Raw genomic sequence first — 24178 nt, 5'->3', positions numbered from 1 at the left:
TTTGTGTTATTTAAGCTGTTCACTGGTTTTTCCAAATCTTCTTTCTCTTTTTTGGTAACTGAATATGGCCTTGTGCAGATCTTCCTCCCTAAAATCAGGCCACAATACTTCGGTAAAATAAAGCTCGGCATAAGCAGCCTGCCACAGCAGGAAGTTGCTTATACGCTGCTCCCCACTTGTGCGGATAACCAGGTCGGCATCGGGCATGTTGCGGGTGTACAGGTGGCTTTGTATCACCGTATCGTTTATGTCAGCTATATCAAGTTTGTTTGTTTTTACTTCTTCGCAAATTTCCTTTACGGCTGCTACAAGCTCCTCGCGGCTTCCGTAGCTTAGTGCCAGGGTAAGGGTCATGCCTGTGTTGTCCTTGGTTTGCTCTATAACGTCAAAAAGCTGTTTGCGGGCCCTGTCGGGCAGCATGTTTGCATTACCTATGGTATTCAGCTTTATGTTGTTTTTTTGCATGGTAGGAAGCTCCTTTTTAAGGGAGTTCATCAGTATGCTCATTAGCGCGTCTACCTCCAGCTTCGGGCGGTTCCAGTTCTCTGTACTAAAGGCGTACAGGGTAAGGAATTTTATCTTCAGCCGGGCGCATGCCTCCACGGTTTCGCGCACCGATTTTACGCCGCTTTCGTGCCCAAAAGCACGAAGCATACCCTGCTGTTTGGCCCAGCGTCCATTGCCATCCATAATTATGGCTATGTGCTGCGGCAGGTTTTCTGTGTTAAGCGTAAAAGTGTTATCCATCAAAATGTTTTTAATCAGCACAATAACATGGCTTTTCGCCAAATGTGTACGTTAGTGTAACACCGGTAAATACATACCAGTCGTTGCTGTTAAGGTTGCCAAAACGCAGCCCCGGATATTTACTATTGTCTGGGTTGCTGCCGTCCAGGTTATCGGTAAAGCTATAGCGCGGGCCGGTTTCTACACCCAGCGTAAAATCGCGGGCTATGTGTGCCTTAACGCCCACTACCATGGGTATGGCCAGCGTGCTGCCGTTACTGTATTCCTTACCTTCGTTGCCGTCCTTGTACAGTTCTCCATACCAGGTATAGCTAAGACCTGTATATATATAAGGTGTCCACTTAAAGTGTTCCTCATGCAGGTTGAAATCAAAAAAATTGAATTCAAGGCCTAAAGATAATTCTTTTACTGAATTTTTAAAGGAATATCCGCGCGCTTTCCTACCATCTACATTACTGTCGGCATCATCAGACCCTATTTTTCCGTAGGTAAACGATGCCCTCCATGAGTGGCGCGGTGATCGGTTCCATTTATAAATAACGCCCAGTGCCAGGTCGTTAGGGGCTATATAATCAGTAGGCCCTACATCTCCTATATAGTTGGCACCACCGGCATAAATACCCAGTTCATTTATCTGGGCTTCAGCCGAAAAGGTTGTAGTTGCCACTAAAATTATATACAGAAGGCGTTTCATTTAAACAAAAATTGGGTGCAAATATAACAATATAGATTTTGTAATTAGCCTAACAATTAGACAATTTACCGCACCTTTAGCGCTATATTCCGAATTTATATGAGTTGAAAACGGCAGAAGTTACAATGTAGTATGTATGCCGGTAAAAATTTGGGAAGCTTAATTTCGTTTGTCTTCACCCCAAAGCAGCTTTTTGCGCAGAGTATCAAGGAATTTCTCCTGTGCAAACTCTACCAGATTTATTTTAAAAGGTGCTTTTTTAACAGTAAGCACCGTTTCTACATCCAGCCTTATAATACGCGAATCAAGCGATACCAGGTGTTGTTCCTCGCGGCTGCTTACGCGCAGCTCTATCTCGGTATCATCGGGTATTACCAGTGGGCGTGCATTAAGGTTGTGTGGTGCTATAGGAGTTATTACAAGGCTGTTTGCTCCCGGTATCATTACGGGGCCGCCGCAGCTTAACGAATATCCGGTACTGCCGGTGGGGGTGCTTAGTATAAGCCCGTCTGCCCAGTACGAGTTAAGGTGGTCGCCGTTTAGTTTTACATCTACGGTAATCATGGATGTGGTGTCGCGGCGGCTCACGGTTATTTCGTTTAGGGCAAAATCCAGCCCTTCCAGTTGTTCGTCGCTGCCTTCATACTGTAGTGTAAGCAGTGTGCGCGGCGATACTTTATATTCGTTTGTAAAAATAAGCGGTAGCAGGGTTTCTATGTTTTCCTGCTGCACGGTGGCCAAAAAGCCCAACCTGCCCGCGTTTATACCTATAATGGGTATGTTTTTACTGCGCACATACGTAGCGGCACGCAGCATGGTGCCGTCTCCGCCTATGCTTATAAACAGGTTAAAGCCATCGTTTAGCTCGGCTTCGGTAGTAAAGGTGGGGTAATCCTGTGGCAGCAGCTTGTGCGAGGTAAGTACCTTGTAAAAATTAGCCTCAAAGGCCACTTCAGGACCGTGGTCCTTAAAAACACGGAGCATTCTCTGTATAATGTCGTCCGTATTGTCTTTATAGTACTGGCCGTAAACAGCTATTTTCATGACTATATATTAAGGTACTTGTCCAGGTAATCCGATCGGTCTTTTAGCGTATTCAGGTAAGCATCTTCCTGATGCTCGGTAATAATTTCGTAGTTGTACCTACGGAAGGTTTGTATAATTTCGCTCAGGCCGCCCAGGCTTATTTTTATGGTTATCTGCACACGGTCGCCGTCTGCCTCACTTATAAAAGCGCCCAGCAGCCTGCCGTTATTGCTTTCTACTATTTGTGCCACCTCACTCATGCTGTATTCGGTAAGGCCTTTTTCCACTACCAGTATACCGCCTTCTTCTTTAAGGAACGGTGTTTCGTCAAAAAAGCGGATAATATCGGTTATTTCATAATAACCCAGGTAGATGTTTTCGGCATCCAGTACCGGTACCAGGTTGGTTTCATTTTTGGCAAAAACCTCCAGTACATCCAGCCACATGGTTGTGTTTCGCACAAAAAAACGCTCAAAGCTGTAACGTGTTTCGCCTATGGTTTTTTCTATGTCCATAAGCTCAGTGTCTTCACTTACGGCACAGCCTATGTACACACCGTTTTCCAGCACAGGAAAGTGCGTAAAAGGATACTCTGCAAACAAGTCCTGCGCATCGGCTACGGTATCTGTAGCACGCAGCGCTTTAATGTTAGTGTTGAGGAAATCGGTAATTTCGTTCATGGAGCGGGTAGTAAATATTATGCAAAATAATCAAAAATAAAGATAGCTTCCCCTATATACTTTGTATTTTTGTGCAACTGTTAACTTTTAACAAGTAAAAATGACGAAACTTAGCGTAAACATCAATAAAATTGCCACCCTGCGGAACTCTCGCGGGGGTAATGTACCCAGTGTAACACAGGTAGCTGCCGATGTACAAAAATTTGGTGCACAGGGTGTAACCATACACCCAAGACCCGACGAAAGGCACATTCGCTATAACGACGCCCGTGAGCTGGTGCCCATTGTATATACAGAGTACAACATAGAAGGAAATCCGGTTCCTAAATTTATAGACCTGGTGCTTGAGGTAAAGCCTACGCAGGTTACCCTGGTACCCGATGCCGATGATGCTATAACCAGCAACGCCGGATGGGATACCATAACCCACAAAAGCTTCCTGCAGGAAGTAATACAGGAGTTTCAGCGAAACGGGATACGTACATCGATATTTGTAGACCCTGTGCTGAGTATGGTAGAAGGTGCTAAAGCAACGGGAACCGACCGTATAGAGCTGTATACCGAAGGTTTTGCACACCAGTACGGACTGGGGAATTATGACGGTGTGAAGCCGTATACCGAATCGGCACTGCTGGCACAGGAGCTTGGCCTTGGGCTTAATGCCGGGCACGACCTGAGCCTGGATAACATTAAGTTTTTTAAGGACAACATTCCGGGGCTGCTGGAAGTGTCTATAGGCCACGCGCTTATAGCTGAGTCGCTGTACCTGGGGCTGGAGAATGTGGTGAATATGTACCTTCAAAAACTAAAATAAGATGTTGTACAGCAGGGTAGAGGGCGATGGCGGTAAGCCGCTAATCATTATTCACGGTTTTATGGGTATGAGTGATAACTGGAAAACCCTTAGCCTTAAATATGTAGAAAAAGGTTTTCAGGTGCATACCGTAGACATGCGTAACCACGGTAAGAGTTTTCATAGTGATGTGTTTAATTACAGCGCCATGGTAGACGACCTGGTGCAGTATATAAATACGCACAACCTGGGCAAGGTGGATATTATAGGCCACAGTATGGGTGGCAAGGCAGCCATGTTTTTTGCCATAAAGCACCCGCAAATGCTGGACAGGCTTGTGGTGGCCGATATAGGACCACAGTACTACCCGCCGCACCACCAGGATGTTTTGGCAGCGCTAAACGCGGTAGATTTTAGCACCAAGCCATCGCGAAATGAGGTGGAGGAAATGATGGCGCAGCACCTGCCCGATGCCGGTACACGCCAGTTTCTTATGAAAAGCCTGTACTGGGTAGAACCGGGTCAACTGGGTTTCAGGTTTAACCTGCCGGTGTTTAATACACAGGTAGAGAACATAGGAGAAGCATTGCCGCAGGGCAGCAGCTTTGCCGGGCCTGTACTGTTTCTGAGGGGCGACCGCTCTAAGTACATACAAGATGGCAATTTGCCACTGATAGAACAGCATTTTCCGCACTACGAAATTAAGACGATAACCAACTCCGGCCACTGGATACACGCCGAGAACCCGGTGGAGTTTTTAGAATATACGCTTGAGTTTTTAACGAGGTAACGTATGCGTGATAGTAGTGCTATTGATATTTTAATTGAAAAGTTGAGCCTTTATCCTGCAATAAAGCTTGAGAGGGTAAACGAAGTGTGTTTAAAAATCTATGGTGATGAAACCGGTTATGATTTTGAATTGCACGAAGGTTTAAAAGAGTATCTTCTTTATTTCGGAAATTCGCACGGGCATTATAACAAAGCTCAAGATGTGCAAGAGATGCTCCGGGATATTTTCTTTGGTTTATCAGGAGTTTCGAGGATTAAAGAAGTTTTAAAAGACGGTAAACATTATGAATGGGTTACACAATCACAGGATAGTGAGGGGAATTGGTTCGATAATGAAAAAGTAAGCATACTGGGTTTCAGCTTTTGGAGAAAATCGGCTCCGGTAATAGAGGAAAGATATTACCAGAATAATCTTCTGCCAAAAGAGGTTGCTCTTGCCTGGTGTAAATAATATATAAAACCGCTAATAGGCGGTTTTTTTGCGTCCTGTCATTGCGAACGCAGCGCAGCGGAGTGTGGCAATCTAATTGTTAAAGGGAACATTACTTTTAAGAGATTCCTCAATTCCGCTGCGCTGCATTCGGAATAGAAGGCCATAAAAAAAGAAAATCCCCTTATCTCATAAGGGGATTTTCGTAACCAACCAATTAAAAAACACCTTGATACTACGAGAGCATCATATTGTTAGTTGCACTATGGCATGCAACGCTTAAAGAGTAATTTTTATCAATAACGATATCTTTTTAAAATAATTCCCTCTCCCTGGCGAGAAAGGGAATTGTCAACCAACTAATTAAAAAACACCTGATATTTGTGCAGTATCAGCACAGATAAGCTTTTGTACAACAATCAACCTATTACCCCGCCGCTGTTTGGAAAAAAAGGACTGTGGTGTTTAACGATGCAGACAGCGGGAATTATAGGTGACGTGTGTTTGGAATATATAAAATCTTTATAAGAATGAACGTGTTTTGTTTTTCCCTGCAAAGGGTAAAAAAAGGAATACCGGGTAGCAAACAGGCGTGCCTACTGCCGGTATTCCGGGCAATTAACAACTTATTTTGAAATGCATCCCCTAACTCACAGGAGGCATTGTAATAACGAAATTTAAAAATAGAAAAGCTGAAACCGGCAAACAGATGAAGTATGAAACTGTGCGGGTTACAATATAGCAGCCTGTGGGACCAGCACTAACTGCCTTAAAGGTTAGAGGTGGTATTTCCAGTTACAGTACAGGTCGTATAACGGAACGTGGTAATTGTCTGAGTACAGTGCAGCGTTGCGGTTGTTTTGGGGGCTGTTGCTTTGCCGCGTTGTAGTATTTGGGGTAGTAAAATTATAAAAAAGTACAAGGTCGCTGTCGTCGCCGTCTGTGTCGGGCAGCTGGTTCAGTACCTCGGGGGTAGTTTGTTTTACAGAAACGGTAAGCCATGTTTTGGCAGGGGCTTTTTTATCAGCCGCCATGTTAACCGGAAGCCTGTAAGCAAACCCTTTGGCTACACTTGCAAAAAGGAAAAACAACACCATGCATAGGGTAGTCATCCCTTTGCTTTTTGTTGTTATGTTCTTTAATGCTTTCATGTTGCCTTATTTGTTTGATACAAAATTATGGTATTTTATGATTACCTATCCTTAGGGTTTCCTTAAAAAAATACCCCTTCCGGTAAGAAAGGGGTATTAATGTAAAATTTGTTAGTCTCTTTTGTACTGGCAGCAGCTGTGCAGGTTGTTGTAGGCTTCTTCGGTGGCCTTTACCTTATCAGTATCGTGTCCGCTTTTAGCTACTGCTGTGCGTACATCGTCTGCGCTGCATTTTGTTTCGTCTATAATAAGGTGCAGGGTTTGGTCGTCCTCGTGCCATTCAGCCGATTTTACACCTTTAACCGAATAAGCCGCTTTTTCTATACGGCGCTTGCACTGGTCGCAGTTGCCCTTAACCTCTACATCGTATTTGGCTGCTTTTTTCTTTTCCTGTGCCTGCATGGTAAAACCTGCCAGCATAATAAGCATTACAAAAATGAATTTTTTCATGGTACTGTATATTTATAAAACTGTTTTTAATCTACTATATTTTTACCACCCCGGTTTTCAGCCACCCTTCGTCAGTCATTGCGAGCGGAGGAACGGAGCGCGGCAATCTTTTAGATTACTTCGTCGTGCCTCCTCGTAATGACAGACGGTTGAGTGAAGCTACTCCCTCTTCTTCGGAGAGTCCCGATAGCTATCGGGAGGAGTGAGGCCTATTTCACTTTAAATCGTAAACCGGCATAATACATTTGCCCAAACACCGGGCCGTACACCAGTGTAGTATCAAAATACGAACCAAGCGGATCGTTAGCGCCTATTATGGCATTGCTCTGCCTGTAGTTGCCTATGTTTTCGCCACCTACATATACTTCAAACACGCTGCTGAAACTATGGGTTACCTGTGCGTTCATGGTAGCAAATGCCGGTGAGTAATCACCTCTTTGGTACTCGGCAGGGTTGCTGCCTGTATATGGTAAACGCTGTTTGTCCAGCCAATTGTATGTAAAGTCGAATTTCCATTGCTTGCCGCCTTCGTGCACATGGGTTTCATACGACACATTTGCAAAGAAACGGTTCTTGGCCTGTAGTGTTTTTTCAAACCTGCCGGTGTTGTAATCTGTTTGTATGTCGTAATACTTATAAGAGGTGCGCACGTTAAAGTGCTGGGTTATCTGATAGTTAAGGTCTACCTGCAGACTGTTTGCAAAGCTTTTTCCGTCAAGGTTGTAAAACGAAACTTCCTGAGGGCTGGCAAAAGCATCTACCACTACCTGGTTTTGGAAATCAGTGCGGTAAAAATCTACGGCAAACTCCAGGTTACGGTTAAATACGGTAAAGTTTTGTGTAAAGCTAAGGCCGTAGTTCCATGCAATTTCGGGGTCAAGTCCGTACAGCTTACCACCTTCGTTGGCTATGTAAAACCTGCGCGATGAACCGAAGTACTGCTGATTTTCTGCAAAAATATTTGCGGCACGCTTACCCCTGCCGGCAGAAGCCCTAAGGGTAGCCTTTTCCCATGGGTTGTATTTAAGGTGCAGCCTTGGTGTGCCAAAAGCGCCCAGGCGGTTACTGTAATCAAAACGCCCACCAAGCACTACGCTGAAGTTGTCGGCATTGTCGTAGGTATACTCAAAAAACGCCCCGGCTGAATTATCGGTACGGTCGTAGTTGCGGCCGTTATCGGTAAAGTAGAGGTAGGCAAACTCATTATACCGGTCATACGTGGCGCTAAGCCCTGTAGAGAACTTGTTCATAGTATTGTCTACAATAGAGCTGAAAATAAGGTTAGCATAGCCGCTTTTCTGTGCTATGTCGTATTGATTAAACCCAAAGTATGATTCCTGGTTGTGGTAGTTAAACGCCGTTTGCAGGCCGATGCTTTGGTACGGCATATCGGGCCATACATAACCCAGCTTAGCCGATGCGTCTACTTTGTTGGTGTTAATTTCGCTGCCCCAGTGGTTTGTGGTAAACTTATCGGTGTCGGGGTCAAAGTCCACTTCGCCGGCCTGTTTTTCGTCGTGCATGTAGCGTAGGTTGATAAAGCTTACCCAGCCTTTTTCGGTATCGTGGTATTCCCAGCGGTTCATAAGGTTTACCTGCTTGGCCAGTGGGTTGTCCAAGAAACCGTCGTTGTTCATGTCGTATTTGCCCACACGGGTGTTGCCGTGTACAAACAGCAGGGTGTTCCATTTATCCGACACTTTTTGTTTAAAGTGCGCATTCAGTTCGTAGCGGCCACCCATGCCTGCGTACAGGTTCAGGAAGAAAGGGTCGCTTTTTTCGGGCTTTATAAGCTCGTAGTTAATTTGCCCTGAAATACTTTCAAAACCGTTTATAACCGGTCCGGCGCCTTTTGTTACCTGTATGCTTTCTACCCAGGTGCCCGGCACAAAGGTAAGCCCGTAAGCCTGGCCTGCACCACGTACGGCTGGTATGTTTTCTTCCGAAATTAATAGATAAGGGCTGGTAAGCCCCAGCATTTTTATCTGGCGGGTGCCGGTAAGGGCATCGCTAAAGTTTACATCGACTGATGGGTTTGTTTCAAAACTTTCGGCTATGTTGCAGCAGGCGGCCTTGGTAAGTTCCTTAGCGCCCATAGTACTGGTGTTTAGTGCCGAAGTTTGGCTGCGCCTCAGGCTGTTTTGGGTTTTATCTACGGTAACGCCCTGTAGCTGCTGTCCGCCGTCGGGTTTTAGCTGGTGCGATATGTGCTGTGGCGTGTGTACGTGTATGGTATCACTCTGGTAGCCCAGGTAGCTTATTACCAGCATCATGTTTTCTTTAGAAAACGGTATGGCAAAGTCGCCGTTACCATCGGTAGATGTGGCTATGGTGGTGTTTAGCCAAAATACATTGGCTCCCGGCAGTGGCTGGCTCTTTTCGTCCAACACCTTACCGGTTACTTTTTCCTGTGCATTAGAGGCAATGCCAAGGAATAACATTATTATCACAAGGATTTTATGCATAAAAATGAATTTCAATAGTTAATGATGTAATTTTCCCATTAAAGGTTGGGAACCAGTCATAAAAACTATGAAATTCAGGCGTATAAAACGTATTGGCAATACAGTTTGTAGAGCGGCGGCGCGTTTGTTTCGGTATAAAACGCAGGTGTATCTTTCTGTACAGAAAGCGGAGCATTGTATACAAAAAGTGGCTCGTTATAAGCTTCGGAAATGTAGAAAGCGCCTAAATCCAGCTGAAGCGATTTTACAAGGGTTTTGTCGCTCTTGTCTTCCAGCTTTACGGTGCCGTGCTTACAGCAGCTTTTTTTTGAGGCTTTTTCCGCAACTGCGCAGCAGGCTTTTTTGTGGTGTGCTTTAGGCATCTCACAGCGGGCTGCCGACTTATAAGTAATGGCAACACTTGAAACCTGCCCGTGGCAAAAATGTACATTGAGCATCAGGCCTATATTGCTAAACAATACAAGCGCTGAAAGTATAATGCTTATGTGTTTTTTTAGTTTCACCGGTGCAAAGGTATGGAAAGTAATTATTTACTAACGGTAATGTGTGAAAAAATATTACGCTTTTAAGTGTTTTTGGTAATAAAATGCGGGTACAAACAGCAACAGCAGCATAGGTTGCATAAGAAACCTGCGCAGGTAAAATATGCCTTTTAGCGGGGGTGATTCCAGGCTTAGCAATATATATAACCCTGATAAGAATACCGCTAACAATACCACGTATAATATTGCCGTGACTTTTATAACCTCCATGTCTTTAAACGCCAGCCACAGTATGCCTAATGATAATATGGTGTTTAGGGCGTACCTGAAGGCATACCCCAGCAGCAGCAGCCCGGTATGGTAGGGTGGTAGTACGGTTTTTCCGGTGTGTTTGTAAAATGCGAGCAACGGATCGTAAAACAGGCTTTGTTCAAAGATGCGTACACATACAATGAGTACAAGCAGTAAGGCTATACCTGCCCAGTTGAGCGGGCTAAGGGTTAGTTTTTTTTGCATTAGAATAAAATTTTGTTACCCATATTACCCATAAAAAAAACACTACTCCGTAGATAAACAGCGGAAAGACTATATCATGCAAGAAGTGCCAGTATTGGTGGTAGTGGTAGCCCGCCACACCCAGTAGGGTTATGCGTACTATGTTTAATATGTGTATAATAGCAATTCCGGCAACTGTAAAAAGCATTACCTGCTTAAAACGGGTATAAAATGCTACTACAAACGCTGCAAAAAGTATCATTACGCTTACGGCGTTGCAGCCTTCTATTATTTGCATTATTCGCTCGTTGTTTATATAAAATATCCAAGAGGGATTGGTAAGGTGGGGTGTCATGTATGTCTGTTCTCCCAGAAATTGTATGCCCCACAGGGTTTGGTGGGCTACGGCTGTGGTAATGCCGTCTGGAGTAGGGGTGGTGTACTGGCTTAAGTACAGCCAGTAAATGCCGGCCAGTGCCAGATAGCATCCTGCAAAACGCAGCAGGAACATAAAGAAGGCTTTGTTGTCTGAAATAAATTTCATCAGGTCAATTTTTAACAAAAATATACAAATCATCAGTGGTTTACTAAGTACCTTTGCATAAATTTTATGACACTGATACTATGACATTTGAAGAACTTCAGCCTAAGGTTAAAGATATACTACACCACGAAAACACGCTACGCGAAGATAAACTACTACAATTATGCCACTTACTGCGCGATAATATAGATTATTATGACTGGGTAGGCTTTTATTTCCGTAACGGCGATAAAGAAGAGCTTATACTGGGGCCTTATGCGGGCGAACCTACAGACCATACCGTAATTCCGTTTGGCAAGGGTATTTGCGGGCAGGTAGCCGTAAGCAACAAAAACTTTGTAGTGCCCGATGTTACTGCACAGGATAATTATATAGCCTGTAGCATTACCGTAAAAAGCGAAGTGGTAATTCCGCTGTTTGTAAACGGTGCTAACATAGGCCAGATAGATATAGACAGCCATGTACTGGATGCCTTTACGGAGGCAGACGAGCGCTTCCTGGAATTTGTAAACGAAGAGGTAGCGAAGCTGTTTTGATTTTGTTTCAGGTTTAAAGTTTCATGTTTGTCTTAATGTTCTGAACTTGAAACTTTAAACCTGAAACAAAATTAAACTTGTAGATATAGTTTTTTTATTTACCTTTGCACCCAAAATCGGGATAATCCCGGATACATAATAATCATTTTAATAATATTAGCATGTACTTAACTAAAGAAGTTAAAGCGGAAATTTTCGCTAAACATGGCCAAAGCGCTACTAACACCGGTAGCACTGAAGGGCAGATTGCTCTTTTTACATTCAGGATTAACCACCTTACAGGTCACCTTAAGAAGAACCGTCATGACTACAACACTGAGCGTTCTCTTGTGAAACTTGTAGGTAAAAGAAGGAGCCTTCTTGACTACCTGAAGAAGAAAGACATCAACAAATATCGTGAGATTCTGAAAGAACTTAACATCAGGAAATAATCGAATGAGAAGAGGTGCCGGCGCGCCTCTTTTTGTTTTATAGAAATTTTAGAAAAAGTTTTGGTTTTTCATTGGGTACTAAACAACTACGCAACAACAACACAACAACAACCCATTGTTTAATCAAAAGAAATGAAACGTATGATTCCAAACGTTATTAAGGAAACTATTGATTTAGGAGACGGTCGTACCATCTCTATCGAAACGGGTAAACTTGCAAAACAAGCAGATGGTTCTGTTGTTATACGCATGGGCGACGCTATGCTACTAGGTACAGTAGTAGCAGCTAAAACCGCTAATCCCGGAGTAGACTTTTTACCGCTTACGGTAGATTACCGCGAAAAGTTTGCAGCTGCAGGTCGTTTTCCGGGAGGTTTCTTCAAGCGCGAGGCCAGGCCAAGCGATGCTGAAGTACTTACCATGCGCCTTGTAGACAGGGTACTGCGCCCGCTTTTCCCGGACGACTACCACTGCGAAACACAGGTAATGATACAGCTGATGAGCCACGATGAAAATGTGATGCCTGATGCTCTTGCCGGTCTTGCCGCTTCGGCTGCCCTTGCTGTATCTGATATACCTTTCTACACACTTATTTCTGAAGTACGTGTAGGTCGTGTAAACGGCGAGTTTATCATTAACCCAAGTAAAGCCCAGCTTGCAGAGAGCGACATCGATATGATGATTGGTGCCAGCGCCGACTCTGTAGCCATGGTAGAGGGTGAAATGAAAGAAATATCTGAAGCCGAGATGGTGGAAGCTATTAAATTTGCCCACGAAGCCATTAAAGTTCAGATTGCCGTACAGGAAAAACTAAGGGCTGCTGTAGCCAAAGGTTTCCGTGAGTACGAGCCTGAAGCTAATGACGACGAGGTGAAAGCCAAAGTATACGAACTGAGCTATGACAAATATTTTGCTATAGCACAGGAAAGTTCTGCCAAGAGCGAGCGTTCTGAGAAATTCAGCGTAGTGAAGGAAGAAGTACTGGCTGCCTTTACAGAAGAAGAACTTGCCGAAAAAGGTGAGCTTGTCAGTAAATACCTTTACAAAGCACAAAAAGAAGCTGTGCGTAACGTAATCCTTGACCTGGGTATACGTCTTGACGGCCGTAAGACTACCGAAATACGCCCTATATGGTGTGAGGTAGATTACCTGCCATCTACACACGGTTCATCGGTATTTACCCGTGGCGAAACTCAGGCACTTGCTACTGTAACCCTGGGCACATCGCGTGAGGCAAATATCATCGACCTTCCGTCTGAACAAGGCGAAGAGCGTTTTTACCTGCACTATAACTTCCCTCCGTTCTCTACAGGTGAGGCTAAACCACTAAGGGGAACATCAAGGCGCGAAGTAGGCCATGGTAACCTTGCACAACGTGCACTTAAAAACATGATCTCTGAAGAGAACCCGTATACTGTACGTGTGGTATCTGAAGTACTTGAATCTAACGGTTCATCTTCTATGGCTACCGTATGTGCCGGTACACTTGCCCTTATGGATGCCGGTGTGAAGCTTAAAAAGCCGGTTTCGGGTATCGCTATGGGTCTTATCTCAGACGATGCTACAGGCCGTTGGGCTGTACTTAGCGACATCCTTGGTGACGAAGACCACCTGGGTGATATGGACTTTAAAGTAACCGGTACGGCTGATGGTATTACCGCTTGCCAGATGGATATTAAAATTGAAGGCCTTCGCTACGATATTATGGAGAAAGCCCTTGAACAGGCTAAAGAAGGACGCCTTCACATCCTTGGTAAACTGACTGAAGTTATTGCCGAGCCTCGTGAAACGGTTAAGCGTCATGCTCCTAAGATCATTATGACTACCATTCCGGGTGCATTTATTGGTGCGCTTATTGGTCCTGGTGGTAAGGTTATCCAGGAACTTCAAAAGGCTTCGGGTACAACCATCGTTATTAACGAGGTTAACGAGCAGGGTGAAGTGGAAATCCTTGGTACAAGCCCAGAAGGAATTGAAATGGTACTTAAGAAAATCGACTCTATCGTATTTAAGCCTGCTGTGGGCGAAACATACGAAGTGAAGGTTATAAAACTTCTTGATTTTGGTGCAGTGGTAGAATACACTGCTGCTCCGGGCAATGAAGTACTGCTACACGTAAGCGAGCTAGACTGGAAACGTACTGAAAACGTAACCGACATAGTAAACATGGGCGATGTATTTAATGTAAAATACATTGGTATCGATCCTAAGACCAAGAAGGAGAAAGTATCGCGCAAGGCGCTGCTTCCTAAACCTGAAGGGTACCAGGAGCGTCCTCCACGCGAAGACCGCGGACCACGCGATAACCGTGGCGACCGTAACGACCGTGGCCCACGCGATAACCGTGGCGGCAGGGATGACCGTAACTCTCGCGACCGTGGCCCACGCCAGGATCGCAGAGACGACCGTGCCCCTCGTGAAGACAAGGGCGACGCACCACAAGAATCTTAATCGTACTGAAATAGGTTAATTCTAATAGAAAACCTGCTACTGTAAAGTGGCAGGTTTTTTTATACCTGCGCCACAACGTTTTTTGTATTTAAAGTGAGCTGAAAGACTAGGTTATCCTTTTAGTTTACCCATTAAACAATTTATTTCGTTTAATATCCCTGCCCTGGCGCAGTTGCCACGCATGCCATGCGCTGGGTACATCGTGTGTCCATTTGGGTAGCAGGAAAATGATGAGGTATACATCGATATGCGAAATAATGCCAAATATCACCGCAAGCGCAAAAGGAATGCCTGCGTAGCCAAAACCTAAAATGGAAGTAAAGGCAGCAAACAGTGTTATGCCCCACAGCTTGCTGAGCAGTGCATGCGTACAGGTTTCCTTGCCGAACTTGGCAAAGCTGAACGCGTAGGTAAGGCCTTCCATTACAAAAAGGGTGATGATGGCGTAGCGGTTTTCGATGATAATTTCCGGGTTTAATAGCCATCCGCACCACCCGGCGCACAGCCAAAAAACTACATCAATCTGGCTGTCCAGGCGGCGTATAAATGTTGTAGAAGTGCCTTGTTTTCGGGCTATAATGCCGTCAAAAATATCAGAGAGTATACCCAGGAGCAATAGCCCTGCAAGTAGCTGTCGCAGCGATGCGCCAAAACTGTAGGTTAAATATATCATGAACGGCCCCAGCAGCAGCCGAAACAGTATTAAGAGGTACGGTATTTTTTTCATTTCGATTAAAATTAGGGTTGGTTAATTGTGGTGTGTTTGTTGGTTCATATTTCTTTTCGCTGATTGGTTTATCCATGTTGTTCTTTTCTTTTTGGGTTTAGGGGGCTTGTTGTTGAAATTCCAGTTTACAATGGGTAGAGAGCGTTTCTCGTTTATGTTCCAAAGGCCAATTTGTATGCCTTTAAGTTTTTTTGTGCGGTTTACAACACCTAACTGAAGCCCGCGGAACTCTTCGGGTTTTGACAAACAGCCATTGGCAACGGAAATCATAAAGCCGTCAAAATATTTGTATTCGTTGTACCAGAATGCGGCATGCACCCTTCTCCCTTTATATACCCCGGTCTGGAAACCGCCCACAAGCAATCCTTTACTGTAATATGAGCCGGTATTAAAAAATGACATCTGTATGCCGTTATTTTTATAAGAACTGTTTGAAATTCCTGCAAGAGATATGCCATTTGTATTTTTTAATGACTGCACCGTGGCAGAAACAGTAATGCCGTTAAGGTTTGCAAAGGCATTGGTACCGCAGCTCAGGTTAATGCCGTTAATAACCTCGTTGGGTACTTTTTTATTAAAATCAGCAAATGCAGTTTCTTGGTTGGGATAATTTACATGTTTAATTGGAAAAATGAGGGTGAAAAACAACAGTGACTGCGATATGGGTTCTATGCGCAGCCCGTTAGAGTGTACGCTTACAGTATCGCTGTCCATATAAGTGTCAGATCCTATGCCGGTAGATATTCCGTATATATCGCTGTTGCCGGTAGTGTAAAGCCCAAAGGGAATGCGCAGTTTATGTTTTTGTGCTAAAGCGGTTGCCGGTGCTAACACAAGTAGCAGTAGTACTAAAATTCGTTTTGTTTTCATAATAATAAGGTTTTTGATATACCCAAACTTATTGCTATTAATACAAGTGGTTCTGTGTAAAACAATTATATTTACAGTGCATTTTGCGAAAATCACAAATCATGACCAACCAAGAGTTATTGCTGAAACAAATACGCAAGCGGCAGGCACCCGATGCATCGCTTATAGATGCCATAGCTACCGTACTACAGGTGTCGTATGATGCGGCGCACCGCAGGGTATCGCTAAAAAGCCGTTTTAGTATAGATGAAACCATTACCCTGTGTACGCACTTCGGTATTAGTATGGACAGCCTTTTCAGGAATGATGAGGTGGTGCTAACCCGTAAAACCGCCGAAATACGTACACCCGACGACATGGCGCGTTACCTTAAAGAGTCGGCGCAAAACATAGGTATGTTTGCTACTATGAATGGTGCCAGGATGTTTTATTCGGCTAAGGACATACCGCTGTTCCATATGGTAGGCGGTACATTGCTTAGTAAGTTTAAAATATATGTGTGGCTAAACCTGCTTTCGGGCGAGGGGCTGCACAGCCGCTTTGAAGATTTTACCGTATCAGTGCCGTTACTGGAGCACGGCGAAGCCCTGCGCAAAGTATACAACAGCCTTGAAGTACACGAAATATGGAACGATACCACTATAAACAGTACGTTGCAGCAGCTGTATTATTTTTATAAGTCGGGTTTGCTAAGCCTTAACAGTGCTGCGTTATTGTGTGCTGATTTGGCACAAGTACTTACCGATGCCGAAACCCGTTGCTGTAAAGAGGGTAGTAGGTACCACTTGTATTATAACGAGTTGCTGATACTAAATAACAATGTGCTGATAACCGCTCCGCAAAAACAGTCGTTGTTTGTGCCTTATACCTTACTGGGATATTTTATTACAGACGATGCTGCTACGTGCAGTAATACCGAGCGGTTTTTTGGACAGCAGATAAAGAACTCCATGCTGCTGAACAGTAGTGGCGCACGCGACAGGAAGGTGTTTTTTAACCGGGGGCACCAAAAGATAGAAAGCTATCTGCAACGCATGCGTACGGAGAGCGAAACGGGGTTTTAAGAAAAAAAGAAAAATATTTTCTGCTTTTTAACGCAACCTTTTTACAACTGTGCATACTAAAGGATATAAACGCAGGCAAACAAGCTAAATCAAAACCACACACTTTGTTTTAGTAAAAAAAATGCTATGAAAAAGAATTGCTGGTTGTGTAGAACTTAAATTAATTTTATGATTTAAAAAGTTACCGGATTTGAACCTCGATAAAATAATTAAGGGTTGTATGAAAGGAAAGGTTGCTGCACAACAAGAGTTGTATGTGGCCTACCGGGCTACGCTTTTTTCGCTGAGCCTTAAGTACTGCCGCAATATTGAGGAAGCCGAGGATAACTTACACAATGCGTTTATAGAAATTTTTACGGGCATAAACCGCTACCAGGGTAGTGGTTCTTTTGAAGGCTGGATGAAGCGTATAACCATAAATAAGGCTATAGAAAGTTATAAAAAGATGATTACCCTGGTGCCTGTAAAAGACAACCTGCCGCAGGAAATTACGGTAACGGATGAAGAAATGAATGTTCCTGCCGAATACATACTGCAACTGGTGCAGGCGCTGCCCGATCAGTATCGTTTGGCATTTTGCCTGTACGAGCTGGATGATTATTCGCATAAGGAAATTGCAGCCATGCTGGGCATTAGCGAAGGTACCAGTAAGAGCAACCTGCACAGGGCAAAGGCGTTGCTAAAACAGAAGTTAGAAAAAAAAAATAGTGTATATCCAACCTACGTAAGCAATGGAGGGTAATAGTAAAGACATTGGGCGTGCTATAAGGGCTAAGTTGGAAGGGTATGAAAAAACACCTTCTGATGCCACGTGGGATAAAATCAGGGCTGATCTTGCCCTGAGCCGCAGCCAACAAAAACGCTATTTTGCGTATTGGCTAAAACGTACTGCGCCTATAGTGCTTATAGTGCTGCTTGCTGGCGGGGTATGGTTGTACAATGCTTACAGCGAAAACAAAAAACCAAAATCTTCGGGTAGCCCTGCCGTAGCCGGAGAGGTGATAAATGGTAGCACTACCCGTGAAAATAATACGGAAACCGCGGTAGAAGATAATGGCCTTGCTAAGGATGAGCAAAGTGTTGTGGGGTCGGGAGACGGCCTTACAAACAATAAAAACGACGATGCCATAAGCGGTAAGGAAACCGTTACTTCAGTTAATAAAAAAGCAAACAGTCTTTTGGGTAAAGCTGATAAAAAAACAGCTTCGGGCGGTACAGGTGGCTATGCTAAAAGCAGTGTGGCAACAGCTTCGGGAAGTGTAAATAAAGCAACCGGCAAAACATTGCGCACAAGCAGTGCAAAAGAAAAATACGGCATAACCGGCACCTATGTTACCGGTTATGCTGCAAGAAACGGCGTTACTGCCAAGCCTGTATTTAGTAACGGTGATAGTAATGATGCTGTAGCCAATGCCCGTACTGCGGGTAAAAAATCGGGTAAGAAAAAGGCGCAGGGCAAAACAGCAGGTTCAAAATCTAAAATTGTAAAAGCTACCGAAGAAACCGGTGAAGGTATAACCGAAGAAGTTGAAAACAGTGCTGCAACCCGTAAGGAGATAGCTGCACAAAACAGCCAGTACAATTACCGTAATAACAGGGCTAACCCCATTGTGGCATATATATGCGATACTGATAGTGCCTGTGTGGTAAAAACACATAAAGACAGCATACCGAAACAAAATAAAAGCAAGAGTAAAGATAACCAGAACGGTACGGCGGTAAACCTTGACTACAAAGAGTTTTATGCCTTTGCATACGCGGCACCGGCTGAGTTTATGTTTAAGGATGGACAAAGCCTGATAGATGCAAGGTTTAACAGTAATGCGGCAGATACTAAACTATCTCTAGGGTATGGTGCTTATATAGGATACCGTTTTTCGGCAAAAGCCAGCCTGCGTGCCGGGGTGCTGTTTGCTAAAATTGAACAGGAAACCAAAAACGCAACGGCAACAAGCGGAGGCGGGGTGGCAGATGACTTTACCGGAGTAGACTATAACAATGGGGTGTCTAACCAAACGTTAGCAGATGCTTTTGGCGACAGTAGTTTTAATCTTACACAAAAAACATCATTGCTGGAAATACCGTTGGAGTTTGAATACCGCCTTACGTCGGGCAGGTTTGGGCTTAGTGCCCTTGTGGGTACCAGTGCTATAAGTGTGGGTACTAATACGCTAACGGCACAAGGCAGTACACTTAGCATGAATGTAGGCAGTGTAAGGATGAATGATAATATTAGTTTTAGTGCCGGGGCTGGCTTACAGCTGTATTATGCCATAACGCCGGCATTACAGATAAATGCCGAACCGTACTTTAAATATTACATAAACACCTTTAATAAGGAACCAAACAAGACAAATCCTTTTAGTGTTGCCGTTAGGGCAGGACTGCAATATAATTTTGACCTAAAATAATTTTAGTTTTTACCTAAGCTAAGCTAGTTTTCTCCAGGAAACGCCGCACCAGGTACAGGGTGCGGTGTTTTCATTTTTTATAACTACCTCATTTTTAGGTGTAAAATTTAATAATTTGTTAAAAATAAAATTATTTTACCCAACCTTGTAACCTTTTTGATACTCTATACGTATAACTACTGAATATTAAATTTTAACTCAGGAGTTTTATACATGAGACAGTTAAAAATTACAAAGCAGGTTACCAACAGGGAAACTGCATCTTTAGACAAATACCTCCAGGAGATTGGTAAAGTGGATTTGATCACTGCGGATGAGGAGGTAGAACTGGCACAGCGCATAAAAGCAGGTGACCAGCGCGCCCTTGAAAAACTGACTAAAGCTAACCTTCGTTTTGTGGTATCGGTTGCAAAACAATACCAAAACCAGGGTCTTACACTACCCGACCTTATTAACGAAGGTAACCTTGGCCTTATAAAAGCTGCACAGCGTTTTGACGAAACCCGTGGTTTCAAATTTATCTCTTACGCTGTATGGTGGATTCGCCAGTCTATACTTCAGGCTCTTGCCGAACAATCACGTATTGTAAGGCTTCCGCTGAACAAGATTGGTTCTATTAACAAAATCAACAAGATGTATGCCCTGCTTGAGCAGAGCAACGAACGTGCCCCAAGCGCCGAGGAAATAGCCAAAGAGCTGGATATGACCGTAAACGACGTTAAGGAAAGCATGAAAAACAGCGGACGCCACCTGTCAATGGATGCACCGCTTGTGGAAGGTGAAGACTCTAACCTGTATGACGTACTTCGCTCTGGCGAGTCGCCAAACCCGGACAGGGAGCTTATCCACGAGTCGCTTCGTACCGAGATAGAGCGGGCCCTTGAAACACTTACCCCTCGTGAGGCTGACGTAGTAAGGCTTTATTTTGGCCTTGGCGACCAGCACCCTATGACCCTTGAGGAAATAGGCGAAACCTTTGACCTTACCCGTGAGCGCGTGCGCCAAATCAAGGAAAAGGCTATCAGGAGGCTAAAGCATACATCGCGCAGCAAAATACTTAAAACCTATTTGGGCTAATTGCTTCATAACGAAAAATCTACAAAAAGGGTTTTCGTAATTAGAAATTAATTTGTATTTTGCAGCCCGAAATGGCTTAAAAACATATTTTTTTAGATATAAAAGTACCAACAGTTCAATAACTGTTCGTTTTTTGATTGATGATTGAACTCCGGCTGATTACCGGAGTTTTTTATTTTTACAGGCATACTAAAGTTTAGTATATTTGTGTAAACCACAGAAAGGAAAGTGCAATGGAAAGTGTAAATGCGGTAGCTAATGAGTTTTTAAAACTTGCAGAACAAACAGGTAAGCAGTTAACTAATCTGCAGTTGGCTAAGTTGTGCTATATAGCGCAGGGCTTTTCATTGGCTATACTAAACCAAAAAGCATTTCCTGATGCTATAGAAGCCTGGAAATTTGGCCCTGTAGTGCCCTCGCTGTACCATGAGTTTAAGCACTTTCAGTCGGAACCGATAACCTCAAAATCTATTGTTGCCAAAAGCGATACCGAATTTGTAACCCCGGAGGTTAAAGACGAAAACATAAAGAAAGTAGTGGCCGTTGTTTGGAACGTGTATAGGGATGTGTCGGGAGGAAGCCTTGTGTCGCTTACGCACCAGGGCAATACACCATGGTCGCTATCATACGAACCGAACCGCAATAAAGTGATAAGCGACGACCTTATAAAAAGATACTACACCAAGTTTGTAGGTAACCTTGAACAAAAATATATCGATGCAAGGAACAGAACAGCTTAATTCGTTATTAAGGGATACGGGCGATGCTCCTCTTAATGAGGCTGAATTAGATGTGGTAGTGAGGCAAAGCACACTACAGGGTGAGGAAATAGCCGACCGCCAGCAAGACCGCAAAGAGCGCAAAAAATACGCGTTGCTGGTGTTTGTATTCCTCGTGTTTTTTACGCTTATAATATTAGGTATTATAGCCTTTCAGGGGTTTAATAACTTTACCTGTTTTTACCTGTCCGACACCGTACTGGTAACGCTTATTACCACATCGCTGGCTACGGTGGTGGGTATTTTCCTTATTGTAATGCGTTATCTGTTTAAACAAGCTGGTTAATTTCAGCGAGTTTAAATCTAAACTCTTAAATCTTAAATGGATTACTCTCCTTTCTCCTCAAACGCGTGCAGCGCAAAACTCGCCAGCCAGTGTTCGCCTTCGTAGTTGCCGTCTACAATAGCAGGCAGCGAATAGGTAAGGTGTGCGTCGGCCAGGGCTTTTAGGTGTCCCAGTTGTTTTGGGTATTGTTTTGCCAGGCGGTACAGGTTCCAGGCGCGGCTAAAGTTCAGTCCGTCCAGGTGTACCAGCAGCCCGTCGGTGCGGTCACTTACCTTTCCGGGTTCCCAGTTGTAGTTTTTATCAAACAGTTTTGGCGCAAAACCTTTCAGCCATTTCAGGAAATCTCTTTTAGACAGTACGCGTTGCATAAGCCCTATCTCCTCCATGCAGGGCGAAAGGAAATCAGTGCCGCTGGGTTCCCACGCAAACGGGCAGTCGATATCGTTTTGAAACAATCGAAGTGAGTGCTGTTCTATGCAGTCTTGTAGTGCTTTGTTTTTTGAGTGTTCGGCATAATCCCACGCAAACGAAAGTCCGAAAGCCGTATTAGTATGCGTACCCACACGCAGCGGATAAACCAACTTTGGCATAAATTCTATATAGCGGTCGCATACCAGCTTAGTAAGTGGCAGCAGGTTTTGGCTCAGTTTTTTTGCAAAGGGTTCGTTGTAAGTGTCCAGTTCCTGCTGTAGTTTTAGCAGCCATGTCCAGCCGTAGGTACGTTCAAACGATTTTTCATGCCTCTTGCTCATATAGGCTACTTCCTGTGCTATGTTCTCCCTGCTGAGGTTAATGTTCAGTTTATTGATGATTTCCTCGCGGTTTTCCAGGTTAGGGAAATGCTTTAGTAAATACACCAGGCTCCAGTGGCCGTGTACGCTGGAATGCCAGTCGAAACAACCGTAAAATGCCGGGTGCAGTTTTTTAGGGCTGCCTATCTCTGTAGAGTCCATTAACAATTGCCCCAGCTTGTTTGGGTATTCCTGTTGCAGGCATTTCATGGGTAGGTGAGCCAGCCCGTTTGCACGCTCAGGGGTGAGTTGTTGTGCAAAAGACAGGGTGGTACAAAATAGCAGGATAGTAGTAAGATGCTTCATAAAGGTTTTGTTGTTCTTCAAAAATAAGTTTTTTTGCTGAAAACAGCGATTTTTAGGAGGCAAATGATTTTATAATCACTGCAAAATACGGTAGTGTTTACAGTGGGAGTAATTGAGGTGATGTACTGTAACTAATGATCTTTTTTATAAAAAGTTTATTTGTGTATTAAGTTGTATTTTAACTATTTTTGCCAACACTCTGTTGAAAAACAGTGGTAACCAACAATTATTAAACACTTCGTTATGACAAAAAAACTTAGGTTGATGCTGTTTCTGGCATTAAACATCGGATTGATTTATGGTATGGTTTCGTGTTCGGGAGATGAAGGCGATTCGTGCGGACAGGTTAAAGTAATGAACTATAGTGTTGATTCTACAATAATATATATAGATATATTAAGTAACAGCAATGCTAATTCTACCAGGGTAGAATATGGGCCTGCCGGTTTTACACAGGGTACAGGAACCAGTTTTGTAACCTCGAACAGTAATATTGTAATAGATAACCTGAACCCAAGTACTACGTATGACGTATATTTTACGGGTGTTTGTGATACCGAGCATACCAGTAAGGTAACCCCTTTAAAAAGTGTTACAACGGCACAAAAAATATGCACCGGTACTGTAACTGCCGATTTTTCGCAGTTTTACAGTCCTACCAGTATGGATGTGTATATGTATTACAATAACTCGTCGCCCAGTTATTATATAGTGGAGTATGGTGTTGCAGGTTTTGCATTAGGTAGCGGTACCAAGGTGCAAACCGGTACTTCTTCGCCTTATCTTACTATAGACAACCTTCAACCGTCTACTGCTTATGATTTTTATATAAAAGCGGTATGCTGGGAAGGTGCTCCAAACGATACCAGTGAAAATGTAAAGTATACAAAAACTACCATAGTAGGTTGTCCTAAGCCTACTAACCTGGGATATACTACCCTGTCCGGGTCTTGCAATAGCGGAAACGGAGCTACACGCCACATGACCTGGGCCGACCCGTATAATGCTAATAACTATACTGTGTGTATTGTGGAGCAAGGCGGAACGCCAAGCATAGCGGGTACTACATTTGATACTTCTAATAAAAGTATTACCATTTCTAACATGTACTGCCTTTGGGATGCGTTTTACGTAAGGGCAAACTGTGGTGGTGGCACAACGAGCGAATGGGCCGGTCCGTATTATTTCTAAAAAGGATATTGCCTTAAGAGGTGTTGCCGCCCGAAGTTTGTAACTTTACGGCATTAAACTTTATAACAAGGAATGTCACGTAACATAAAACTGATTTGGGATTTTCGTGGACCTGCTGCTGCACGTACGGCAGAGCACCACGAAATACACCTTAAGGAATATATAACCATAGAAAAACTGCCTGTAAACATTACCGGCTATGAGGTAATTAACGATATGTATGCCACCGCATGGATGGTGGTAACCGATGAGTACATGATAGCCGTACGCGATGCCTTAAAACCGCATAGGGGAGAGGTTTATGGTTTGTAGTTGATGGTTGTCGGTTGATGGTTGTCAGTTGTTAGAAACTTCACTCGGTTGCTGATAATAATAATTACAAATAAAACTATTCCTGAAACGTAAATACAAAAAAGTACCCCAATAGAGTAATCTATTGGGGTATGTATTTTAAATGGCCTGCCTAATGTATGAGTGATGTTGCTAACAACTGACAACCATCAACCATCAAC

General features: G+C 43.8%; 27 protein-coding genes. 14 read left to right on the top strand and 13 right to left on the bottom strand.

Annotated features, from left to right (window positions below; translation table 11 throughout):
• Positions 1-6 precede the first annotated feature (6 nt).
• The 4 genes from ACLI1A_RS18250 to ACLI1A_RS18235 all read right to left on the bottom strand — a co-directional run bounded on the left by ACLI1A_RS18250 (position 7) and on the right by ACLI1A_RS18235 (position 3147).
• Complete coding sequence (locus ACLI1A_RS18250) at positions 7-747, bottom strand: isoprenyl transferase (protein ID WP_411410132.1); 741 nt, start codon at positions 745-747, stop codon at positions 7-9.
• Positions 748-757: 10 nt separating this feature from the next.
• Positions 758-1441, bottom strand: coding sequence for a DUF6089 family protein (locus ACLI1A_RS18245; RefSeq protein WP_411410131.1), 684 nt, complete (start codon positions 1439-1441; stop codon positions 758-760).
• 159 nt (positions 1442-1600) lie between these two features.
• Entirely contained in the window at positions 1601-2485 is an 885-nt protein-coding gene (locus ACLI1A_RS18240) for an NAD kinase (protein WP_411410130.1), read from the bottom strand.
• A gap of 2 nt (positions 2486-2487) precedes the next feature.
• Positions 2488-3147 (bottom strand): CBS domain-containing protein, encoded by a 660-nt coding sequence (locus ACLI1A_RS18235; protein ID WP_411410129.1) that lies wholly within the window; start codon positions 3145-3147, stop codon positions 2488-2490.
• Between the two features lie 100 nt (positions 3148-3247).
• Between ACLI1A_RS18235 and ACLI1A_RS18230 the strand changes: the two genes are divergently transcribed.
• The 3 genes from ACLI1A_RS18230 to ACLI1A_RS18220 are packed head-to-tail and all read left to right on the top strand — an operon-like array spanning position 3248 to position 5180.
• A complete protein-coding gene (locus ACLI1A_RS18230; RefSeq protein ID WP_411410128.1) occupies positions 3248-3961 on the top strand; it encodes a pyridoxine 5'-phosphate synthase in 714 nt (237 codons plus the stop codon).
• Position 3962: 1 nt separating this feature from the next.
• Positions 3963-4730, top strand: coding sequence for an alpha/beta fold hydrolase (locus tag ACLI1A_RS18225; protein WP_411410127.1), 768 nt, complete (start codon positions 3963-3965; stop codon positions 4728-4730).
• Between the two features lie 3 nt (positions 4731-4733).
• Positions 4734-5180, top strand: coding sequence for a hypothetical protein (locus ACLI1A_RS18220; RefSeq protein WP_411410126.1), 447 nt, complete (start codon positions 4734-4736; stop codon positions 5178-5180).
• A 755-nt stretch (positions 5181-5935) separates the two neighbouring features.
• Here the strand turns inward: ACLI1A_RS18220 and ACLI1A_RS18215 are convergent.
• The 6 genes from ACLI1A_RS18215 to xrtF form a co-directional block, all read right to left on the bottom strand.
• On the bottom strand, positions 5936-6310 hold the full coding sequence (locus tag ACLI1A_RS18215; protein WP_411410125.1) for a hypothetical protein: 375 nt from the start codon (positions 6308-6310) through the stop codon (positions 5936-5938).
• 111 nt (positions 6311-6421) lie between these two features.
• Complete coding sequence (locus tag ACLI1A_RS18210) at positions 6422-6760, bottom strand: heavy-metal-associated domain-containing protein (RefSeq protein WP_411410124.1); 339 nt, start codon at positions 6758-6760, stop codon at positions 6422-6424.
• 209 nt (positions 6761-6969) lie between these two features.
• Complete coding sequence (locus ACLI1A_RS18205) at positions 6970-9225, bottom strand: TonB-dependent receptor (RefSeq protein ID WP_411410123.1); 2256 nt, start codon at positions 9223-9225, stop codon at positions 6970-6972.
• Positions 9226-9299: 74 nt separating this feature from the next.
• Positions 9300-9728, bottom strand: coding sequence for an HYC_CC_PP family protein (locus ACLI1A_RS18200; RefSeq protein WP_411410122.1), 429 nt, complete (start codon positions 9726-9728; stop codon positions 9300-9302).
• A gap of 54 nt (positions 9729-9782) precedes the next feature.
• Positions 9783-10223: an exosortase F system-associated membrane protein gene (locus ACLI1A_RS18195; protein WP_411410121.1), complete on the bottom strand. Its 441-nt coding sequence runs from the start codon at positions 10221-10223 to the stop codon at positions 9783-9785.
• Positions 10201-10746, bottom strand: a complete 546-nt coding sequence (gene xrtF / locus ACLI1A_RS18190; RefSeq protein WP_411410120.1) for an exosortase family protein XrtF — start codon at positions 10744-10746, stop codon at positions 10201-10203. The genes ACLI1A_RS18195 and xrtF overlap by 23 nt, the downstream gene beginning before the upstream one ends.
• An 80-nt stretch (positions 10747-10826) precedes the next feature.
• Between xrtF and ACLI1A_RS18185 the strand changes: the two genes are divergently transcribed.
• From ACLI1A_RS18185 to ACLI1A_RS18175, 3 genes are all read left to right on the top strand, one after another.
• The gene (locus ACLI1A_RS18185) at positions 10827-11282 is read left to right on the top strand and encodes a GAF domain-containing protein (protein WP_411410119.1); all 456 of its coding nucleotides are present in this window, start codon (positions 10827-10829) and stop codon (positions 11280-11282) included.
• 161 nt (positions 11283-11443) lie between these two features.
• Positions 11444-11713: a 30S ribosomal protein S15 gene (rpsO, locus tag ACLI1A_RS18180; protein ID WP_322624144.1), complete on the top strand. Its 270-nt coding sequence runs from the start codon at positions 11444-11446 to the stop codon at positions 11711-11713.
• Positions 11714-11854: 141 nt separating this feature from the next.
• On the top strand, positions 11855-14164 hold the full coding sequence (locus ACLI1A_RS18175) for a polyribonucleotide nucleotidyltransferase (protein ID WP_411410139.1): 2310 nt from the start codon (positions 11855-11857) through the stop codon (positions 14162-14164).
• A 124-nt stretch (positions 14165-14288) separates the two neighbouring features.
• Here the strand turns inward: ACLI1A_RS18175 and ACLI1A_RS18170 are convergent, their stop codons facing one another.
• Positions 14289-14891 carry a CDP-alcohol phosphatidyltransferase family protein gene (locus tag ACLI1A_RS18170; RefSeq protein ID WP_411410118.1) on the bottom strand — a complete coding sequence of 201 codons (603 nt, stop codon included), beginning with the start codon at positions 14889-14891 and terminating at the stop codon, positions 14289-14291.
• Positions 14892-14912: 21 nt separating this feature from the next.
• On the bottom strand, positions 14913-15761 hold the full coding sequence (locus ACLI1A_RS18165; RefSeq protein ID WP_411410117.1) for an LA_2272 family surface repeat-containing protein: 849 nt from the start codon (positions 15759-15761) through the stop codon (positions 14913-14915).
• A 101-nt stretch (positions 15762-15862) separates the two neighbouring features.
• Between ACLI1A_RS18165 and ACLI1A_RS18160 the strand changes: the two genes are divergently transcribed.
• The 6 genes from ACLI1A_RS18160 to ACLI1A_RS18135 all read left to right on the top strand — a co-directional run bounded on the left by ACLI1A_RS18160 (position 15863) and on the right by ACLI1A_RS18135 (position 21378).
• Complete coding sequence (locus ACLI1A_RS18160) at positions 15863-16825, top strand: hypothetical protein (RefSeq protein ID WP_411410116.1); 963 nt, start codon at positions 15863-15865, stop codon at positions 16823-16825.
• Between the two features lie 220 nt (positions 16826-17045).
• Positions 17046-17567 (top strand): RNA polymerase sigma factor, encoded by a 522-nt coding sequence (locus ACLI1A_RS18155; RefSeq protein WP_411410115.1) that lies wholly within the window; start codon positions 17046-17048, stop codon positions 17565-17567.
• Positions 17557-19236 (top strand): hypothetical protein, encoded by a 1680-nt coding sequence (locus ACLI1A_RS18150; RefSeq protein ID WP_411410114.1) that lies wholly within the window; start codon positions 17557-17559, stop codon positions 19234-19236. Before ACLI1A_RS18155 ends, ACLI1A_RS18150 begins: the two co-directional genes overlap by 11 nt.
• 213 nt (positions 19237-19449) lie before the next feature.
• On the top strand, positions 19450-20313 hold the full coding sequence (locus ACLI1A_RS18145) for an RNA polymerase sigma factor RpoD/SigA (RefSeq protein WP_020212501.1): 864 nt from the start codon (positions 19450-19452) through the stop codon (positions 20311-20313).
• Positions 20314-20546: 233 nt separating this feature from the next.
• Positions 20547-21053, top strand: coding sequence for a Panacea domain-containing protein (locus tag ACLI1A_RS18140; protein WP_411410113.1), 507 nt, complete (start codon positions 20547-20549; stop codon positions 21051-21053).
• Entirely contained in the window at positions 21031-21378 is a 348-nt protein-coding gene (locus tag ACLI1A_RS18135; protein ID WP_411410112.1) for a hypothetical protein, read from the top strand. The genes ACLI1A_RS18140 and ACLI1A_RS18135 overlap by 23 nt, the downstream gene beginning before the upstream one ends.
• Before the next feature lie 41 nt (positions 21379-21419).
• On the opposite strand, the gene ACLI1A_RS18130 is transcribed toward ACLI1A_RS18135, so the two are convergent.
• Positions 21420-22496: a DUF2891 domain-containing protein gene (locus ACLI1A_RS18130; RefSeq protein ID WP_411410111.1), complete on the bottom strand. Its 1077-nt coding sequence runs from the start codon at positions 22494-22496 to the stop codon at positions 21420-21422.
• A gap of 222 nt (positions 22497-22718) precedes the next feature.
• On the opposite strand from ACLI1A_RS18130, the gene ACLI1A_RS18125 reads away from it, so the two are divergent.
• Positions 22719-23666 carry a hypothetical protein gene (locus tag ACLI1A_RS18125; protein ID WP_411410110.1) on the top strand — a complete coding sequence of 316 codons (948 nt, stop codon included), beginning with the start codon at positions 22719-22721 and terminating at the stop codon, positions 23664-23666.
• Between the two features lie 72 nt (positions 23667-23738).
• Positions 23739-23978 (top strand): hypothetical protein, encoded by a 240-nt coding sequence (locus ACLI1A_RS18120; protein ID WP_411410109.1) that lies wholly within the window; start codon positions 23739-23741, stop codon positions 23976-23978.
• Positions 23979-24178 lie beyond the last annotated feature (200 nt).

It is taken from the genome of Flavobacterium sp. RHBU_3, assembly GCF_046613565.1.
GTDB lineage: Bacteria > Bacteroidota > Bacteroidia > Flavobacteriales > Flavobacteriaceae > Flavobacterium.
The sequence above is the reverse complement of the archived record's forward strand: the minus strand, read 5'-3'. Positions and strand labels throughout refer to the sequence as shown.